Origin of the sequence: Streptomyces sp. XY431, from assembly GCF_001279805.1 — a bacterium.
GTDB lineage: Bacteria > Actinomycetota > Actinomycetes > Streptomycetales > Streptomycetaceae > Kitasatospora > Kitasatospora purpeofusca.
In genome coordinates this window covers 17,583-36,114 of the sequence record NZ_LGDO01000480.1, presented here as the reverse complement: position 1 = coordinate 36,114, position 18,532 = coordinate 17,583, and the positions used below count along the sequence as shown (strand labels likewise).

Below are 18,532 nucleotides of genomic sequence, written 5' to 3'. Positions count from 1 at the left end.
GAGTACGGCGATCAGTCCGCCGTGGCGATCAGCGGCTGGAGCAGGATGTCGGGTTGGGCACGCTGGAAGGCGTTCAGCTGCCACTTGTCGGCGAACAAGGCCAGCAGCACGCCATCCGAGCGGCGGGTGAGCACCTCGCCGCTGATCAGGCGGGCTTTGGCCAGGGCAGCGGCGCCGTCGGCGTCAGTGATCCGGGCCAAGCGGTAGGAGAGCTGGTCGAGGGCGATCGGGGAAGAGAACTCGTGCTCCATCCGGTGCAGGATCACATCGAACTGCATCGGGCCGACCGCAGCCATGACCGGCGCCTGGTCGCCACGCCGGTCGGAGACCAGCACCTGGATCACGCCTTCCTCGTCGAGTTGGGCGACGCCCTTGCGGAACTGCTTGGACCGGCTGATGTCCTTGGGCCGTGCCACCGCGAAGTACTCGGGGGCGAAGGCGGGCAGCGGGGGAAACTCGGTCTTCTTGCCGGTGAAGAGGGTGTCGCCGACCCGCAGCGCGCTCGCGTTGATCAGGCCGACCACATCGCCGGGGTACGCGGTGTCGACCACGGTGCGCTCGGCTCCGAAGACGGTGTGCGCGTACTTGGTTGCGAACGAGCGGCCGCTGGCCGCCCGGGTGACGTGCATGCCGCGCTCGAAGACGCCGGAGCAGACTCGGACGAAGGCGATCCGGTCGCGATGGGCCGGGTCCATGTTCGCCTGGATCTTGAACACCAGGCCGGAGAACTCCTCGCCGACCTCGCGGCTGCCGCCCTTGGCCAGCCGGCGGGGCCCGGGAGCCGGAGCGAGGTCGACCACGGCGTCCAGCAGGAGCTTCACACCTATGTTGGTCAGCGCGGCGCCGAAGAAGACCGGGCTGATCCTGCCGGCCTCGAAGGCCTCCTGGTCGTAGCCGGGGCCGGACGAGAGCACCAGCTCCAGCTCCTCCAGCGCGGTCGTCCAGGCTTCGCCCTCCTGCTCGGCGGCCTTCTCGGAGGTGAGCTGCTCCTCGAGGGCGGCGTGCGTGCCGGCCGGCACCTTGGTGTAGCGCAGCATCTGCTCGGTGTTCCCCGCTTCGACCAGGCCGCGCAGGTTGCCCGCGCTGCCAACCGGCCAGACGACCGGGACGGGGGTGATCCCGAGGTGCGTCTCGATGTCCTCGAGCAGGGTGAGTGCATTCTGGCCGCGCCGGTCCCACTTGTTGATGAAGGTGATCACGGGGACGCCGCGATGGCGGCAGACCGCGAAAAGCTTGCGGGTCTGCTCCTCCAGGCCCTTGGCCGCGTCGACCAGCATGATCGCGCAGTCGACGGCGGCCAGCACCCGGTAGGTGTCCTCGGAGAAGTCGGCGTGGCCGGGGGTGTCGACCAGGTTCATCACGTGGCCGCGATAGCCGAACTGCAATGCGGCCGAGGTCACCGAGATGCCGCGCTCGCGTTCCAGTTCCATCCAGTCGCTGGTCACGCCGCGTCGGTCACCCTTGGCGTGCACCGCACCGGCAGAAGTGATCGCCCGCGCGTGCAGCGCCAGCGCCTCGGTGAGCGTGGACTTGCCCGCGTCCGGATGGCTGATCACAGCGAAGGTCCGTCGGCGGCCGGCCTCATGAAGGACCTGCGGGACGGGGAACGATTGTACGGTGCTCACGTGTTTCCTCGGGTACGCATCGGCAGCAGGCCGGGTGACGCCTCTCCGTACCTGGTGAGCCGGGGATCAGGTCCGCAGGCCCAGGAAGCGATAATAGGCTGTCGGGCGGCGTGGCCCCGAAATTCCCGTTCTCCGGGGGAGAGGCTGATCCAGGCTCGTCCGGCCTCGGTCTTGGACCGGCCGAAGGCCAGGCCGTTGTTGGTGACGGCGGCGAGCGTCCAGCGGACGAAGAGCTGGCGGCCATGAGGTGGACGTCCGACCAGTGCAGGGCGAGGGCCTCGCCGCGGCGCAAGCCAGTACCAAGGATGACCTCGAACAGGTCGGCGTACTGCTCGGCGTACTGCTCGGCGTTGTGCCGCGGGAAGCTCGCGGCCTCTTCCGGAGTCCAGCAGGTACGCTCGGCGGCGCGGGGCTTTGGCGGGACGGAGTGCTTGGCCGGGTTGTAGCGCAGCCGCCAGGAGGAGACGGCGCCGTTCAGCGCGTTGCGCAGCGTGGACGCGGCCGCGCCCGGCCTCCAGCTGGGCGGCGATCCACTCGTCAACGTGATGGGGACGAAGGTCGGGGTAACTCGCCCCCTTGGTTCGGCGGTTCTCGTACACCCCGCGCAGCTCACCGTCCAACACCGCCCGCATCTCCCGCAACGCCTCCGCACGGCTGGCGAAACACGCTCAAGGCGACACGCCGCCTGGAAGATCACGCGCTGGGGGTCAAGGGGTCGCAGGTTCAAATCCTGTCGTCCCGACAGTGATGTCGGAAGGCCGTTGGCCGGGAGTAATCCCAGGTCAGCGGCCTTTTTGTCGATGGCCCGACAGGTGGGGCGGGGCGCTGGGGCAGCCGGTCCGTGATCTTGCTGGGGGTCGGCCGGGGACCAGCGGGTCGGCGAAGCCGGGACCCGCCGCGGCTCACCCTGGTCCGGGGGCGCGCGCATGGGGGCTTTCGGATCTTGCCGCATCAGCGTGCACCGTTGGGGGTCCGGCGGGTGCGCCGCCGACGCAGGCCCCGGGCCGCCGGCGCGGTGACCAGCTCTCCTCGGGTTCGGCAGCTTTGCGTGGTTGATCGCGTTTGCCCCGGGCGAAGGGCAAGTGCGGCGCCGGTACCACTTGCGCGGCAGGGTGGCCATGTGCACTGGCAGTCGGCCGGCTTGGCGACTTGCCCGGTCGGCCTTGGGATCAGCGCTGTCGCCGGTCGGCCCCGGGCTTGCGGGCAACACCGGGCAGGTGCGTGCCGATTGCCGAGGCGCGCGCCGTCAGTTGCCCTCTCGGAGTCGGCGCGCCGAAGGCGTACGCCGACTCTCCGTCAGGAGTGGTGGCACGAGGTCGGCTGGGGGCGGATTGATGCTGACGTGGATCGAGGCCGTGGTTGCCGGGGCGGGCGGTGGACTGATCGCCGAAGCGGTCGTCACCTACGGACGTCTGCGCAGCTGGCAAGAGGCACGGCATGCGGCACGGGCGACCGAGGACCCGCTCCCGCCGCTCGGTAGGTTCGTCGATCCACTGGCAGACTCGCTCGCCGCACTCGTGCGCGTGGCGCTGGGAGGCGCGGCCGGGTGGCTGCTCCATACCGAGGTCACCGGCATCTACGCGGCGGTGACTGTGGGAGCCTCCGCCCCTGCACTATTGGCCCAGATCGGTCGGGCGACCACGCCGACCCAAGCTGTCCGCAGGCCCGGCGAAGCGGTGCCGGACGCGCCTGCGGCCCCAGCGGACCACGGAGGGGCGCCTCCCGTTCCGAGGGAGGCGTCGTGATGGCCGCAGACTCGGTCGCCCGGCGCTCCTGGCGCTCGTTCACCGGCGGCACGGTCGCCCACCGTCCCCTGGCAGGGGCCCGCGCCCGCGAGGGGTACACGCTGCGGCAGCGGCTCTGGGCCTCGTTCATCGGAGCGGACCTGCCCGCCGGACCGCTCGTCGCCGGACCGCTCGTCGCCGGGACGGTCTCCCCGGGGGAACCGGCTGGAAACCGGAATCCGGAGCCCGAGGCTGCGCGCGATCGGTCACGCTCCCGGCCGATTGCTCCGGGTTGGTTTTCTCTCCCGCAGCTTCCGCGGGCCGGCGGCCTGGCCGCTGCGGGAGGGGACACCCCGCTGGTGGAGGCCGCCTCCCCGGACGGCACCGCCCGGTTCCTCGTGCGCAGCCATGGGATCCCTCCTGAGTACAGCCTGGAACTCGTCGTGCACGGAGTCGAGGGCACCGTGCCACTGATGACGGTGGTCGAGTACTCGAGCCTGGCCGGTCCTGAGCAGGTGTTGCTCGTACCCGTGGTTCGGGGGCGTTTCGGACCTGCCGCCTCGTACGTCCGGCTCCCGGGCTTCGGCGGGGAGGGATGGAGGGCCTCCGTGACGGCTCCGGTGGGTCCGGACAGTACGTGGGACGGCGCGACGGTCGCACGGTCGGTCGGCGCAGCGCTCAATGATGCGACCCGTGACAGCTGGCGCCAGGTACGGGCGCTGATCACGGATGTCGGTCTTCGTCGCGTCATCGACCAGGAGCTGCGGTGACCGGGGCGGGGGGACCGGGGCAGCGCGCGAGTACCCGGGATCCAGCCCCCTCGGACGCTGTGGCGACGCGCCGAACCAGCGGGCGCCGGCGGGGGGCCCGGGTCGGCTCCACGGCTCGGAGCACGGTCGAGGGTGTGCTGGAGCGGGCATCCGGCCCGCAGGCCGCAGTCCGGGAGCTGCTCGGCGAGTCGGCGTTGTGGTGGAACTGCTGCAGCGAGGGGGTTCGGGAGGATCCGGTATGGCTCACCGGTCGTGGCTGCGAAGAACTGCACGCCTGGCTCGGGGCGACCGCATCGGACCAGGAGCACCCTGCTGTGATGCGAGCCGATCACCCCCTCCTCCTGGCCAGGGCGCTCGTCGCGGCCGAAGGCGGCGCCGAGGAGCACGACGTCGCACTCCTGCAACTGCTCAGGGCATGGGAGGGCGGCGGGCTGCTGTGCTCCGAGGTCGCTCCCGGACCCGCACGGCCGTCCGGCAAGGAACTCGCCGGACTCTCCCCCCGTCTCGCCGGCGGAATCGACGGCCTCCTGCAACGGAGCCAGCAGCTGCGCAATGCTGCGACTCCGGGCGGGCCGCCGTCCGCTGCCGAGGGACTTCTGGTGATCGCCGCGCTCATGATGGCGGGCATCGCACCGCGCAAGCGCGCTGTGGTCCGGGTCCCGGTGGTCTTCAGTCGCTCATCCGGACGGAGCGGAGAGGCCCTGTCCGCCGAGGGCGTCACCGGTGTTCTGGAACTGCGCGAGTTCCCTCCGGGACCGGCGGGACTGTATCCCGACCCTCGAACGATGGACGGGGTGCGCAGCCCGAACGGCCAGTTCGCCGCAGCGCTGGGCGACGCTTGGCGTCTGGCGGGTTCGCAACGCGAAGGCCGCTGCGTGGTGTGGCGGATCGTCCTGTCCGACGAACCCACGGCTCCGGACCGGATCGAGGGACCCTCGCTCGGTGTGGCCTTCGCACTCGGACTCCGGGCCCTGCTCCGGCACGGGCCGGGTGTGGGCCGGCTCCGCGACGTCTTCTACGGACTGCGCCCGCGCACCGCGCTCACCGGTGCCCTTGATGCGGACGGTCATGTGCTCAGGGTCGCCGGTTTGGACGCCAAGCTGCTCGCCGCGCGCCGCAAGGGCCTTCGCCTGGTGGTGCCTGAGGCGAACCGGCTCGAGGTCTTGGGCGCCGCTCCCCGTCCCGGTGATGTGAGGTTCGCTGCCACCCTGCGCGAAGCCGACCGGTACGCCCGGCAGTTCCGTACCGGTCGCATCGCCGTCTCGGCGCTCGTCCTCGCTGCCGTTACGGCCGGGGTGTTCGCCCTCCACCGGCGCGACCTGGCACAGGTAGGTCGGCAAAGCGCCCTGGTCAGCCAGGTCTCGGCCCGAGCGGATCAGCTCCGCGCCACTGACCCCTCGCTCGCGGCCAGGGTAGACATCGAGGCGTACCGCCTCAGCCCCACCGGGGATCACTACACGTGCTTGCTCGAAGACGCGAACAAGCCGCTGTCCACCGTTCTGAGCGACTTTCCCGGCAGCGTCCTTGCGGTGACGTTCAGCCCCGACGGCCGTACTCTCGCCGCCGTGGGCTCCGACGGAGCCAGGGGCGTCCTGGGCCTGTGGGACATGGCGAACCCCGCGCACCCCACGCTGTTCGGCGAGGCTGTCCGGGTCCGCAACGGGGTCAGCCAAGTCAGGTTCAGCCCTGACGGACGGACTCTCGCGACCGCCGGCGTCAACACCGTCGACACGGTGCAGTTGTGGGACGTGACGGACCGGGCGCGTCCCCACGGACTCGGCGAGCCCCTCGCCGGCACTCCGATGGGCCCGCTGCAGTTCAGCCCTGACGGACGCATCCTCGCCACCGGCAGCAGGAAGGTCGAGGACGAGCAGCTGTGGGACGTGACCGACCCCACGCACCCGGCGCCGCTGGGTCCGCCCCTCCGGCACACCTCGGCGGTGAACACGGTGGCGTTCAGCCCTGACAGTCGCACCCTCGCCACCTCCTCCGTGGAGTACGGGGTACGCCTGTGGAACGTCGCGGACCCCGCCCGTACTGTGCCGCTCGACAAGATCTGGACCAGTGCCGGCTCGCTGGCGTTCGGGCCGGACGGCCGCACGCTTGCCGCCTCCGATCACGGGAGCGTGCGCCTGCTGAACGTGGCCGATCCAGCCCACGTGGTCGCGGTGGGCAGAGCACTGACAGGCTCCGCCAGCGTTGGCTCCATGGCGTTCAGCCCGGACGGACACATCCTCGCCACCACCTTCGCGGACCACACCGTGGGGCTGTGGAACACCGCCGACCCCGCACGTTCCATGTCCCTCGCCCCGCCCCTGGCCGGCCACACCGCCGCCATCTACTCCGTGGCGTTCGGCCCCGACGGGCACACCGTTGCTACCGCATCCGAGGACCGCACCGTACGGCTGTGGCACCTGCCCACATCCCTGCTGACCGGCCACACCGACATCGTCACGGAAACGCTGTTCGGCGCAGGAGGGCGCCTTCTCGCCACCGCCTCCACCGACCTCACCGTACGGTTGTGGAACACCGCGGACCCGGCCGGCCCCACTCCTCTCGGCCGGATCCAGGACTCCGACAGCGCCATCACATCCATGGCCCTCAGCACCGACGGACGTGCTCTCGCCACCAGTGTCTACGGCGACAAGCGCGTGACCCTCTGGAATCTGGCAGAACCCGCCCGTCCCACCGTGGCCGCCCGGATCACGAACTTCTCCGCCGGCGTCAGCACGGTGGCGTTCAGCCCCGACGGACGCATTCTCGCCACCGCGACCTCCACCGGCATCAGCGGCGGCGACAACAGTGTGAGGCTGTGGGACGTGTCGGACCTGACCGGTGTCCGCCTGCGCGGCCGGCTGCCGACCGGCGCCGTGACTGTGAGCGGTACGATCGCGTTCAGCCCCGATGGACGTACCCTCGCCGTCTCCGGCCGCTACGTCAACGACACGACGCAGTTGTGGGACGTGACCGATCCGGACCGTCCGGCCCGATCCGGTCCGCCCCTCGACGGGGGTTCTGTCTCGCTGGCGTTCAGCCCGGACGGCCGGACCCTTGTCACCACCACCTCCACGGGCGTCACCGACGGTACGGTCCGGTTGTGGAACGTCTCCGACCATTCCCGCCCCGCCCTGCTCGGCCAACCGCTCAGCGGCTACACCAGCCCTGTCAGAGCAGTGGCCTTCAGCCCCGACGGGCATGTCCTCGCCACCGCCGGAACCAGTGTGCGCCTGTGGCGCGTCACCGACCCGGCCCACCCGACCGCGATCGGCCGACCCATGGCCATCGCCGCTGCGGAGCTCACCTCCCTGGCGTTCACCCCGGACGGCAGCACCCTCGCCACCGCCGGCTACGACCACACGGTGCGGCTGTCGGCGCTGGGAGCGGCCCAGTCCGTCCGGCAGATCTGCACGAGCACCAACACCCCGACGCGCCCGCAGTGGCAGCAGCATCTCCCCATGCTCCCCTACCACGACGCCTGCGGCTGACGGCGGATCCCGCAGGACAACGATCAGCTGCCCATCCCCTGGCAACATCGTCCCGGGCGCCGAGAACCACCACCGCCCCATCCAGGGAGCAATCGGGGAGATCTTTCGCCAGTCACATCCCCCAAGGCCGACCACTGGTGAAAGCCCTGGCCACCCATGGGTGAAACAGGCCCGTCGGCCCCGACCGAAGCGTCCCGGCCGAAGCTTGGTCCAGAAGGTTGGAGAGGGCCATTTCTTCGGTATGCGCGGTTCTGCGGGCTGAGCCGGTCCTGACCCCCGCTGTTCCTGCTCGCGGACAACCCCTCGGGACCCGGCCGGGCCCTGAGGGCCGGACGGGGTACAGGATCGGTACCACCCGCAGATGGGAAGCTCGGGCATGACATGGTGTGCGTGAAGCTATCAACCGCCACCATCCTTCAAGGAAGAGGTTCTGCATGAGCAGCAGCGACGTGGAGTCGTCCGAGAACCCCGAGAGCCCGGAGGCCGTGGAGGCTGCCGAGGTCCCCCCGCGCGCCGCCCAGGACGACGTAAAGGCCCGGTTCCTCGCCGCCCTGGAGCGCAAGCACGGCGTCAAGTCCGGTGGCGCGGCCGGCGGCCCGAATGGCGACTCGAAGATCCACGGTACCCACGGCGCGGCGGCCGGCAAGCGCAACTTCCGTCGCAAGAGCGGCGGTTGACAAGCCCGGTTCACGCCGGAGGTCGCCAGGTCCGGGGGGCCTGACCGGGCGGCCGTAGCTGTACGCGACAGGCAAGGGCGCCCCGCTGCACCCAGCAGGTACTGCAGGGTCTTCACCCGCTCGCCCGAGGCGCCGCTGCTCGGCACCGGCCGCACCGGGCCGGTCGGGTCCCCGCCGATCCGGGCGGCCACGTCGCGGCGCAAAGGCCGGCCGGGGGAGAGCGTCCGGGGCGTCCCAGGGACGGGAAGGCGGCTCTGCCCCGTCAGGGAACAGGGTTCGGGCCCTCGGCAGGCTGCGGGCCGAGCTCACGTGGAGCGGACGGCTCCGACGCCGGGGTGGGCGCCCCGGTAGGAGTCCGGCGGGTGAGCCAGGTCTGGCGCCGCATGGTGAGCAGGCCGACCAGGTCGAGGTTCTTCAGGGCGAGGTCGATGGCGAGCAGGGCAGGCACGTGCCAGCCCGGCAGGGCCCGGCGGCGGACGAACGTCCGTGCCGCGCGGGCGCGGTGCTGGACGGACCACCCTGCGGCGATCGCCGGTACGAGCACGTGCCCGTTGGCGGCCAGCACGACGAGGTAGATCTCGCACAGCCAGAACCCGCTGCGGGCGACGACGTCGGCGAGGGTGCCGAAGGCCAGGTAGGGGTGGAGCCAGACCCGGCCCGTGACCAGGGCGGTGAGTCTCACCCGCCAGAAGTTGCGGGCGTTCCTCAGTCGCTGGCCGAGGAATTCCCGGCCGGTTCCCGGATACCGGGACCGCACCGCGGCGCTGCTCTGGAAGACGGTGCGGTAGCCGGCGCGCAGCGTCAGCTCGGTGAGCCGGGTGTCGTCCCCGACGACGCACCGGCGGCCGAGGAAGGTCTCGTCGACGAAGGCGTCGGCGGCCTCCACGAGGACGGATCGCCGGTAGACCGCGGTGCGTCCGATGAGGCACATCTGGGCCCGGCCGGCGACCGTGAACGCGGGGAGCCGGCCCTCCCCCTTGAAGCGTTCCCCCGCGAACTCCCAGATGCTGTGCGGGTCGAGGGCGCTCTGGGAGGTCGCCACGCCGCCCACCTCGGGGTCGGTGAACGGGGCGCGGACCGCGGCGGCCACGCCGGGCTCCCAGACGACGTCGGAATCGACCAGGGCGACCAGCTCGGCGGACACGGCCTGCCACCCCTGCCGCAGCGCCTCGCGCTTGTCCGCCCGGTCGGTGGTCAGGACGCGGACGGGATAGTGGCGTGCCACGTCGAGGCAGGCGAGGTCGTCCTGGTGGACGACGCAGACGATCTCGGACACGTCCTCGGCCAGCCAGGATTCCAGCGCCCGCCGGAAGAGCTGCGGATCCTCGCGGTAGACGGGCGAGACGACGGCGAGCGGCAGCCGGCACGAGGCCGTGACAGGCCGGTAGCGGCGACCCACCCGCCGGTGGACCAGGTGCACGGCCCGCACGAAGCCGGCGAGGGCGACGAACGGCACGGCGGCCAGGAGGTGCGGTACGAGCGATGGCACAGAACGGTCCTCCGGCGCCCCGGCCGTGAAGACGGCCGGCCGTGATCGGTCGGCCGTGGTCGGTCGGCCTGTTCCGCCGTCAACGCTGCCCGTTCCCGGCGGAGTTCAACGCACCTCCGGTCCGCATGGCCGGATCTCGTGGCCGGAACGGCCAGTAACTGTCGAACAACCGAGAGTCATGGGTCGGCGGCCGAACTCTCTGCCATGCTGGCGGCCATGGTCGGCATCTCATCCTCGCCCGGGCCGGAAGCGGACGGTGTTCCCGGGCCACGGGAACCGCGAGCGGCAGCCCGTGTCGTGCTTCACGCCATCAACGGCATCGGAGCCGGTCACCTGGCCCGCCAGACCGCGCTGGCCCGCCATCTGCGGGCGGGGCGGACCGGGTTGGATCCGGTCGTCCTCGGTTCCGGCCCCGCCGTGGACGAGGTCTGCGGCGAAGTGCCGGTGATCGAGCTGCCGTCGATGGGGCGGGCGGGGCGGTACCGCGGCGAACGGGCCCATCCCGACATGCTGGCCGCCATCACGGCGATGACGCACGCGGCACTGGCGGGCCTGCGACCCCGGGTGGTCGTGCACGACACCCTGGTGTGGCCGACGGTCGAACGGGCGGCGGCGCTGCTCGGCGCCCGCCAGGCGATCTGTCTGCGACCGCGCCGGGACCTCGCCGACTACCTGGCCCGACCGGACTGCCCGCTGCCGCGGATGGACCTCGTCTTCGTCCCCGACGACCCGGCCGCGCACCCGGAGTTCGGGGAGCGGCTCGAAGCGGCCGGGATCGACGCGATCTGGACGGGACCGGTCTTCCGGACCGCGGCGGCCGATCCGGCGGAGACCCGGGAGAAGCTGGGCGTCTCCGCCGAGGAGCGGATGGTGGTGGTGATGTCCGGCGGGGGACGCGGCAACGGGGCCGAGGCGCGCGAGCACTTCGACCTCGCTCTGGCCGCGCTGTCCCGGGTCACCGAACCGGGGCTGTCGGTCATGCTGGTGCTGGGCCCGATGTTCCGCCCCTGGGTGAAGATCCCCGCGGAATTCCCCCATCGCCTCACCGTGCTGCGCGGAGCGCGGAACCTGCCGGACATCCTGTCCGCGGCGGACGTGGTGATCTGCCGCGGCGGCTACGGCTCGTTGCACGAGGCCACCGCGGGAGGCGCCAGGGTCCTCGCCAATCCCGCCCAACGGAACTTCGACGACCAGCGGGGCCGGATCGAGCAGTTCGCCGCCCACCACGCCTGCGAGCTGGTGCGGAGCGCCGCGCCGGAGGACCTGGCGGAGCAGATCGGCCGGGCGCTCAAGGCCGGCCCGGTCCGGGACCTGCCGACCCGCCCCCGCACCGAGTCGCTCGACCGGGTGGGGGAGCGTCTGGCGCACCTGGCACACCAGGACGGGGCCGTTCCCCGGGGCCTGGCCGAACAGTTCATGTACCGCTGAGCCGTGGGCCGTGGGCCGTGGGCCGCGGGACGCGTCGGGAGGCACGATGGCGGAATCCACGGGAAGGCTCTCCTACTGCACGACGTGCAAGAACCGTCTCTGGCAGCTCCGCGACACCCTCCCCGACAATCTGCGGCGCGTCAGCGAGGACGGGAACAGCGAGATCGTCCTCGTCAACTACCACTCGGACGACGAACTCGACTCCTGGGTGCGTCAGTTCCGGTCCCATATCGACAACGGCACACTGCGCTACCTCCATCAGCGCACCGAGCCCCACTTCCACGCCTCGAAAGCCAAGAACCTCGCCCACCTCGCCGCCACCGGCACCCACCTGATCAACCTCGACGCCGACAACTACATCGGCGACACCCTCCCCGCCTGGCGCACCCACTGGACGGCGGACCCGGACCTGCTGATCTGGGGCTTCAGCCCCAACCCGGACGGCAGACCGGACGGCGGCAACGGGTCGTACGGCCGCATCGGACTGCCCCGCGCGCATTTCGACGCGCTCGGCGGGTACGACGAGCGGCTGCTTCCGATGGGCTGCCAGGACCTCGACCTGATGGACCGGGCCAAGGCCCGCGGCCTGCGCGTCCTCCGAGCGCCCCAGCAGGCTCCGTTCGCCATCCGCAACACGGACGCCGACAAGGTCCGGCACACCGGAAGTCCGCTGAGCTGGCACGACATGTGGCAGCAGAACCTCCGCCGGACCGAGGAGAACCTGCGCTCCGGCCGACTCACGGTGAACCACGACCGCACGCCCGCCGAGGTCCTGCTCAACTTCACCCGGTGGGTGGAAGTCTGACCCGGTTGCCTGGGCACGGGGTCGCCTGGTGCCCGGTGGTCAGGGGGTGGCGAGCTCGGGGTGGGGCGCTTCCAGGGCGCTCCGGCAGACGGGGTGGGTGCGGGCGCCGTAGGAGCGGGCGGCGACGACGAGACCGAGGCCCAGGCCGCCGAACGCCAGGCCGCCGAACTCGACCATCCACGTCGTCTGCGCGGTGGTGAACGGCCCGACCGGCTTGACGGGGGGCAGCACGCCGACGGCGATGAGCGGGGCCATGACGCTGAGGACGGCTCCGTACAGCGCCAGGGGGAGGCCGGTCAGCCAGGCCGGGACCAGCGGCAGCAGGCGCGGGACGCGTCGTCCGGACAGGAACGGCGTCCAGCGGGGGAAGACCTGTCCCCAGACGTACAGCAGGCCCAGCAGCAGGAAGATCCCGACCAGGGCGGCCAGCACGGTGATGTCGATCCCCACCGCCGCGGCGGCCTTCGCCGGTCCCGAGGCGCCGGGGCCGATCGCCTCCCGCCACTCCTCGGCGGAGACGCCGAGGACGTTGCCGCCCAGGGTCCAGACGGTCTTGACCCCCGCCCACGGCAGGAGTCCGCACATGAGCAGGTACACCGCGCCCCGGGTCCGCCGCGGGGCGCGGGACGCGGCCGGGTGGACGAGCGGGCCGTCGTCGGCGCCGGTGTGCGGCCTCGCGCACCGGGGGCATTCGCCGCGCAGCCGTCGGCGGTACGACAGGCCGACGAGCAGCAGCAGCACGGCCCCGGCGGTGTTCAGCAGCACCTGGGCCAGGCCGGTGGCGCTCTCGACCCCGGAGAGCGTCACCAGCGTCACGAAGTAGAGCGGCAGACCGCTCATGCCCACGGCGAACAGCGGGAGCGCCACCATCAGCGCCGCCGCCACCGCGACCCGGCCGGGCCCGGCCGGCGGCCGGGTGCCGGCCAGGCAGGCGGCGCCGGCCAGGAGGGCGAGGGCCGCCAGGGAGAGCTGGACCCCCGGCGCGTACGCGGAGTGCTCCTTCCACTGCACGGTGGTGCGGGTCGCCGCCCAGGTGATCTCGACGGCGGCGTACAACGCGCCCCACAGCGCGGCGGCCGTGGGTGCCCAGGCGGGCCAGCGGCGCCTCCACAGCATCCGCTCCGGGCTCGCGGTCCCCGGCCGGGGAGCGAGGCCGGCCTTCGGACTCGTAGGAACAGCCACCGTGACCTCCGTACCTCCGGAACGCGCATGCAGGTCAAGACTCCCCGCCGGCCGGGGCCGGTCGCATCCGTCGATCGGAGCACCTGCCTCCCCCGGGCGGGGGAGGCAGGTGTGCCTGGCCGGGGTGAGCGGCATCGGGGTGAAACCCGGGACCGGACCGGCCGCCGCGCGCCGCCCGGCAGGGGGGCGACCGGTGAGGGGCCCGGACGGGTGCAATTCGGCGTGGACCCAGGGAGCGTCCGTCAGGATCGGGCCGCCGCCACGTTGCATGAGCCTGCGCCTCGCCCCCGGGGCGTACCGGCGCTCCTCCCCCCAGAGCCGTCGGCCTCGACGAACGACGGGGACCACATGGCACACCGAAACTCCCCCAGGTCCACCGGGCACCGGGCCCTGCTCCGCGGGCTCGCCGGCGGCGTGCTCGGAGCTCTCGTGGCGGCGACCGCGATCGCGCCCGGGCACGCCGCCGCACCGACCGCACCGACCGCACCGACCGCACTGCCGTCCGGCACCCAGTTCACCCCGCTCACCGCAGCGGTGCTGACCGAGCCCGCGCCGTTCGACGCCACGGACGGCAAGGTGCACCTCTCGTACGAGCTGCTCACCACCAGCGCTCTGCCCAGCAGTGCCCGGGTGCGACTCGACCGGGTGGACGTCCAGGACGCGAACACCCACCAGGTCGTCGGCTCGCTGGGCGGACCGGTGCTGGGCGCGGCCGCCAACCCGGTGGGCGACCCCCTGCCGGGGGCGGACGCGTACACGCCGCCGCCACCGCCGCCGACGGAGACCGTCATCCAGGGTTCCCAGCAGTGGATCATCTGGATCGACCTGGCCCTCGACCACGGGCAGCCCGTGCCCGAGGTCCTCGAACACCACCTGGTGGGCGCGGTCCTGACCCCGTCCGGCACCTCGCCGTTCGAGGAGACGGTGCAGTCCACCCCGACCGCCCGCACAGCTCCGCCCGACCTGAGCCCGCCGGTCCTCCCCGGGAGCTGGTACGTCAGTGAGTCGTGCTGCGGCAACACCCACCACCGGCGCGGCTTCGCGCCGATCAACGGCCGCTTCTACGTGCCGCAGCGCTTCGCGATCGACTGGTACCGGGTCGGGGAGCAGGGACAGACCTGGGAGGGCGACCCCACCCGGCTCACCGACTACCTGAGCTACCGCCAGCCGGTCGTGGCATCGACCGGCGGCCGGGTGGTGGAGGTCCAGGACGGTCTCCCGGACAATCCGCCGCCCGTGTCACCCCCCGTTCCGCCGATCGCGGACACCGTGGGCAACCACGTCACGCTGGAGGTCGCACCCGGCCGGTACCTCCTCTACGGCCACCTGCACCCCGGGTCGCTGAACGTCCGGGAGGGGGACTGCGTCGAACCTGGCCAGACCCTCGGGCTGATCGGCAACAGCGGCAATTCCACCACCCCTCATCTGCACTTCCAGGTGCTGACGACGGCCGAGTTCTTCCCGACCGACAGCCCTCCCTTCACCTTCCGGGAGTTCCGGGTCGCCGGACACGTCGAGCCCCGGCTCTGGGACGACAATCTCGGCCTGCAGCCGACCGGCGTCCTGCCGATCCAGCCCTCGCCGTACGACGGCGAGCACCGGTCGGAGTACCCGCTGGACCGCGAGGTGATCGACTTCTGACCGCCCGGGTCGGCGGCCCGGGGTCCGCTCCCACGGGGCCGCCGGACCCCGGGCGGTTCAGCGTCGGCCCAGCACCTCGGCGAGGCGGCTCGCCCCGTCCTCGCCGTGGCCGAGGGCGATGGTCCGGCGGACCAGCCCCTCGGCCGCACGCATCACCCCGGACTCGATGCCGTGCGACTCCGCGGTGTGCACGACGTGGGCCATGGTGGAGACTGCCGAGGTGAGCGGGTTGATCGCGCCCGAGTAGCTGCCGCTGTCGAAGTCCTCGGCGAACTCCGCGAACAGCGGGGGCAGGATCGCACCGATCCCCTGGGCCAGCGGCGCCAGCTCCCGCCCGCTGATCCCCTCCGCCTTGGCCAGCGCCAGCGCGTGCACGTATCCGGCCATCGCGGTCCAGAAGATGTCCAGGAGCGCGAGGTCGAAGCCGGCCGCCCGGCCGATCTCCTCGCCGAGGTGGGTGTGGGTACCGCCGAGCGCCGCCAGCAGCGGTGCGGACCGCTCGTAGAGGTCGGCCGGCCCGCTGTGGATGAAGACCGCTTCCGGCGTGCCGATGCTCGGGGCCGGCGTCATGATGGCGCCGTCCAGGTACTCGACGCCGTGCTCCGCCGCCCAGGCGGCCGTGGACCGGGCCCGGTCCGGCGAGTCGGCGGTCAGGTTGACCACCGTCCGGCCCTTGAGCGCGGCCGCGACGTCCTCGCGGTGCAGCACGGCGTCCGAGGCGTCGTAGTTCACCACGCAGACGACCGTCAGCTCGCTTGCCGCCACGGCCTCCGCCGCGGTGGCCGCGCTCACCGCGCCCCGGGCGACCAGCGCGGCGTCCCGGCCCGGGGTGCGGTTCCAGACCGTGGTGCGGACACCGGCGTCCGTGAAGGCGCCGGCCAGGGCGCGCCCCATCGGCCCGAGACCGAGCACGGTGACGGTGGGCCGGGTGTGGTTGGTGGGCATACTTCATCTCCTGTAGACATGGTGGTGGACAACGACGACCCCGGGGGGAAGAGATGACGCGCAGTCAGGCCGTGAACCCGAACGTGTGCGGGGTGACCGCCGTGATCTCCGTGATCGACGGCAAGTGGAAGACGTCCCTGCTCTGGCTGCTGGAGGCCGGTCCGCAGCGCCCCGCCGCAATCCGCCGACGCCTTCCCGGGCTCAGCGAGAAGGTCCTCACCCAGGCCCTGCGCGAGATGGAGTCCGACGGCCTGGTGCACCGCGAGGTGCACGACGTCCTTCCGCTGAAGACGGTCTACTCGCTGACCGACTTCGGCCACCGGCTCTCCGACGCCCTCGGCCCGGTTTCCGACCTGGGCCACGAGCGCCTCGACCGCATGGCGGCCGAGCGGGCCGAGCGGGCCGAGCAGGTCGGACAGGCCGGACAGGTCGAACCGGTGGCCTCCTGACCCGCTGCCATCTCCTTTCGTTCTTCTGGGTGCCAGTCTCGTCGCGCCGCACGCCGCTGCCCAGTACGCACTAAAAGGTGGCTACTGGGCTGGCCGGGAAAGGCCGGTCGATGTGCGTGCGAACTACCTGGTGCTGTACAACACCGAGGAGCAGTGGGCCGGTTGGCGCGCCGTGATCACCGACCAGGAACGAGGGACCGTGAACGTCGACTCCGAACCCGTCCCGGCGGTTGCCGCTGCCCGGCCGGTCAGCGTATGGCGGCAGCGCAACTTCCGGGCCATGTGGTCGGCGCACACCGTCAGCCAGTTCGGCACTCAGATCACGTTCTTCGTCATCCCCGTGCTCGCGCTGACGACCCTTTCGGCATCGACGGGCCAACTCGGCCTCATATCGGCGCTGGAGACCGTACCGTTCCTGCTGTTCGGGCTCCCGGCGGGTGCGTTGCTCGACCGGTGGGACCGCAGGCGGGTGATGGTGGCGGCCGACATCGGGCGGGCCGCGGCCATCGCGCTGCTGCCGATCGGCCACCTCGCCGGGCTGTTGAGCGTTCCGCTGCTCTGTGCGGTCGGGTTCGCCATCGGGCTGTGCACGGTGTTCTTCGACATCGCGGATCAGGCCTTCCTGCCGACCGTCGTGTCCAGGGAGCAGACCCCGGACGGCAACAGCAGGCTGGAGTTCTCCCGCTCGGCCGCCGAACTGGCCGGTCCGAGCCTCGGCGGCCTGCTCCTGCAGTCGGTCGCCGCGCCGCTGATCCTGGTGGTCAACGCGGTGAGCTACCTGGTGTCCGCGCTCCTGCTGGGCCTCGTCCGGGTGCCTCGCGCCGAGGCGGCGGCGCCTCGGGCGAGGACCGGGATGCGTACGCAGATCGCCGAGGGGCTGCGGTTCGTCTTCCGCCACCGGACGCTGCGGTCGCTGGCGCTCGCGACCGGGACGAGCAATCTGGTGGGACTGGGCGGTGCGCTGGGGGTCGTGCTGACCGCCTTCGCCCTGCGTGACCTCGGGCTCTCGCCGGGAGAGCTCGGCCTCGCCCTGACCGTGGGCAACTGCGGTGCGCTGCTGGGTGCCGTGATCAGCGGTCGGCTCGTCGAACTCGCCGGCCTCGGCAGGGTCCTGATCGCGGCCAAGTCGATGTCGGGCATCGCCGTCGTCGTCCTGGCGACGGCGGCGCCGACCCGTGCGGTCCCCACCCTGATCGTGGCGACCGGCATCATGGCGTGCGGCATCACGGTCTACAACATCGCCCAGGTCAGCCTCCGCCAGGCCGTCACGCCCACCGGCATGCTGGCCCGGATGAACGCCTCCGTCCGGTTCGCCGTCTGGGGCACGCTCCCGGTCGGCGCGCTGGCCGGAGGCTACCTCGCCTCCGTCATCGGTACCCGGCCCACCTTGTGGCTGATCGCCGGAATCGGCCTGCTCTCGTGCCTGCCACTGATGTTCACCAGGGACGTGCGGGCGTTGCGCGGCTTTCCCTCGCAGTTGCCGTAACGGCGGACGGTACCCGTTCTCCGGACAGGCCGCACAGTTCTCGTTCGTCAAGCAGAAGGAATTCACTCGGGGGGAGCCGACACGACGCGTCGCCGCCCCGGTCGCCGGTCAGGTCACCGTGGCCGGGGCGCCACGGCGACGGAGCCGTGCGCACCGAGGGCGGCCAGCCTGCGGGCGACCCCGTCCGCGAGCAGCAGCAAGGCGGCGGTCACCAGCGCGGCCATGTGTTCGTAACCCGCCAACTCCGGGTCCACCGCCGTGATCGCGGTCGTCAGCAGCACCACGCCCAGCGCGGTCCGGCGCGCCCCGAACCGCCAGGCGACCAGCAGGCCCAGCCCGATCACGGCCACCGACGGCCCGGTGTCCCGGACCTGGGCGAATTCGGCGGGCAGGTGGAGCAGGTGGCCGGGCGGCTGGGACACCCCGAAGCGCGCGTAGCAGGTGCTCACCAGCGAGCAGGTGTATCCGATGGCGAGCGTGCGCCACGGGCCGAGGGTCAGCTCGGCGGTCCCGAAGGCGAGGACCACCAGTAACACGGCGGTCCAGCAGGGCAGGCCGATGGCCGGTACGAATATCGAGACCGGGAGGCGCAGCAGCGCGACCTCCCACGGGTCGGTGGCCCGGACCACGCCTGCCCGGGAGACGAAGGCCGCCCCGTTCGGGAACTCGTCGATCGCCGCGAACAGCAGCACCAGGCAGCTGGAGACCAGGGTGAGGGTCAGTGCGGCGGCGCCCCTGGCCCGCAGTCGGGCGTGCGCCCGGCGGTAGAGCAGGCCCCACTCGCTCTCGGCCGCGCGCCGGATATCGGGATTGTTCACGACGGTCC

At 72.1% G+C, this 18,532-nt stretch carries 13 protein-coding genes; 8 read left to right on the top strand and 5 right to left on the bottom strand.

Annotation, left to right across the window (positions count from 1 at the left end):
- Nucleotides 1-11: 11 nt before the first annotated feature.
- Nucleotides 12-1,625: a peptide chain release factor 3 gene (locus ADK60_RS30985; protein WP_045940472.1), complete on the bottom strand. Its 1,614-nt coding sequence runs from the start codon at nucleotides 1,623-1,625 to the stop codon at nucleotides 12-14.
- A 1,744-nt stretch (nucleotides 1,626-3,369) separates the two neighbouring features.
- On the opposite strand from ADK60_RS30985, the gene ADK60_RS30975 reads away from it, so the two are divergent.
- The 3 genes from ADK60_RS30975 to ADK60_RS30965 all read left to right on the top strand — a co-directional run bounded on the left by ADK60_RS30975 (nucleotide 3,370) and on the right by ADK60_RS30965 (nucleotide 8,281).
- Nucleotides 3,370-4,119 carry a hypothetical protein gene (locus ADK60_RS30975; RefSeq protein ID WP_053650331.1) on the top strand — a complete coding sequence of 250 codons (750 nt, stop codon included), beginning with the start codon at nucleotides 3,370-3,372 and terminating at the stop codon, nucleotides 4,117-4,119.
- 194 nt (nucleotides 4,120-4,313) lie between these two features.
- Nucleotides 4,314-7,604, top strand: a complete 3,291-nt coding sequence (locus tag ADK60_RS30970) for a S16 family serine protease (protein WP_159400667.1) — start codon at nucleotides 4,314-4,316, stop codon at nucleotides 7,602-7,604.
- Between the two features lie 434 nt (nucleotides 7,605-8,038).
- Nucleotides 8,039-8,281, top strand: coding sequence for a DUF5302 domain-containing protein (locus tag ADK60_RS30965; protein WP_159400666.1), 243 nt, complete (start codon nucleotides 8,039-8,041; stop codon nucleotides 8,279-8,281).
- A gap of 262 nt (nucleotides 8,282-8,543) precedes the next feature.
- Here ADK60_RS30965 and ADK60_RS30960 read toward each other — a convergent pair whose 3' ends face one another.
- Nucleotides 8,544-9,770: a glycosyltransferase gene (locus tag ADK60_RS30960; RefSeq protein WP_053650329.1), complete on the bottom strand. Its 1,227-nt coding sequence runs from the start codon at nucleotides 9,768-9,770 to the stop codon at nucleotides 8,544-8,546.
- A gap of 297 nt (nucleotides 9,771-10,067) precedes the next feature.
- On the opposite strand from ADK60_RS30960, the gene ADK60_RS30955 reads away from it, so the two are divergent.
- Together ADK60_RS30955 and ADK60_RS30950 are read left to right on the top strand one after the other, a co-directional pair.
- Nucleotides 10,068-11,198 carry a glycosyltransferase gene (locus tag ADK60_RS30955; RefSeq protein ID WP_053650328.1) on the top strand — a complete coding sequence of 377 codons (1,131 nt, stop codon included), beginning with the start codon at nucleotides 10,068-10,070 and terminating at the stop codon, nucleotides 11,196-11,198.
- 46 nt (nucleotides 11,199-11,244) lie between these two features.
- The gene (locus ADK60_RS30950; RefSeq protein WP_053650327.1) at nucleotides 11,245-12,003 is read left to right on the top strand and encodes a glycosyltransferase family 2 protein; all 759 of its coding nucleotides are present in this window, start codon (nucleotides 11,245-11,247) and stop codon (nucleotides 12,001-12,003) included.
- Nucleotides 12,004-12,042: 39 nt separating this feature from the next.
- Here ADK60_RS30950 and ADK60_RS30945 read toward each other — a convergent pair whose 3' ends face one another.
- The gene (locus tag ADK60_RS30945) at nucleotides 12,043-13,185 is read right to left on the bottom strand and encodes a hypothetical protein (RefSeq protein ID WP_234371360.1); all 1,143 of its coding nucleotides are present in this window, start codon (nucleotides 13,183-13,185) and stop codon (nucleotides 12,043-12,045) included.
- A 348-nt stretch (nucleotides 13,186-13,533) separates the two neighbouring features.
- Here ADK60_RS30945 and ADK60_RS30940 point away from each other — a divergent pair, with 348 nt between their 5' ends.
- A complete protein-coding gene (locus ADK60_RS30940) occupies nucleotides 13,534-14,826 on the top strand; it encodes a M23 family metallopeptidase (RefSeq protein WP_053650325.1) in 1,293 nt (430 codons plus the stop codon).
- Nucleotides 14,827-14,883: 57 nt separating this feature from the next.
- Here ADK60_RS30940 and ADK60_RS30935 read toward each other — a convergent pair whose 3' ends face one another.
- Entirely contained in the window at nucleotides 14,884-15,771 is an 888-nt protein-coding gene (locus ADK60_RS30935; protein ID WP_053650324.1) for an NAD(P)-dependent oxidoreductase, read from the bottom strand.
- A gap of 53 nt (nucleotides 15,772-15,824) precedes the next feature.
- Here ADK60_RS30935 and ADK60_RS30930 point away from each other — a divergent pair, with 53 nt between their 5' ends.
- Nucleotides 15,825-16,220 (top strand): winged helix-turn-helix transcriptional regulator, encoded by a 396-nt coding sequence (locus tag ADK60_RS30930; RefSeq protein ID WP_053650323.1) that lies wholly within the window; start codon nucleotides 15,825-15,827, stop codon nucleotides 16,218-16,220.
- A gap of 112 nt (nucleotides 16,221-16,332) precedes the next feature.
- On the top strand, nucleotides 16,333-17,706 hold the full coding sequence (locus tag ADK60_RS30925) for an MFS transporter (protein ID WP_079008824.1): 1,374 nt from the start codon (nucleotides 16,333-16,335) through the stop codon (nucleotides 17,704-17,706).
- A gap of 113 nt (nucleotides 17,707-17,819) precedes the next feature.
- On the opposite strand, the gene ADK60_RS30920 is transcribed toward ADK60_RS30925, so the two are convergent.
- Nucleotides 17,820-18,524: a hypothetical protein gene (locus ADK60_RS30920; protein ID WP_053650322.1), complete on the bottom strand. Its 705-nt coding sequence runs from the start codon at nucleotides 18,522-18,524 to the stop codon at nucleotides 17,820-17,822.
- Nucleotides 18,525-18,532 lie beyond the last annotated feature (8 nt).

Excerpts from the sequence above, each read along its gene's own strand:
- ADK60_RS30950 (WP_053650327.1), top strand. The coding sequence starts at position 11,245 with ATGGCGGAATCCACGGGAAGGCTCTCCTACTGCACGACGTGCAAGAAC.
- ADK60_RS30940 (WP_053650325.1), top strand. The coding sequence starts at position 13,534 with ATGGCACACCGAAACTCCCCCAGGTCCACCGGGCACCGGGCCCTGCTC.
- ADK60_RS30930 (WP_053650323.1), top strand. The coding sequence starts at position 15,825 with ATGACGCGCAGTCAGGCCGTGAACCCGAACGTGTGCGGGGTGACCGCC.
- ADK60_RS30965 (WP_159400666.1), top strand. The coding sequence starts at position 8,039 with ATGAGCAGCAGCGACGTGGAGTCGTCCGAGAACCCCGAGAGCCCGGAG.
- ADK60_RS30975 (WP_053650331.1), top strand. The coding sequence starts at position 3,370 with ATGGCCGCAGACTCGGTCGCCCGGCGCTCCTGGCGCTCGTTCACCGGC.
- ADK60_RS30935 (WP_053650324.1), bottom strand. The coding sequence starts at position 15,771 with ATGCCCACCAACCACACCCGGCCCACCGTCACCGTGCTCGGTCTCGGG.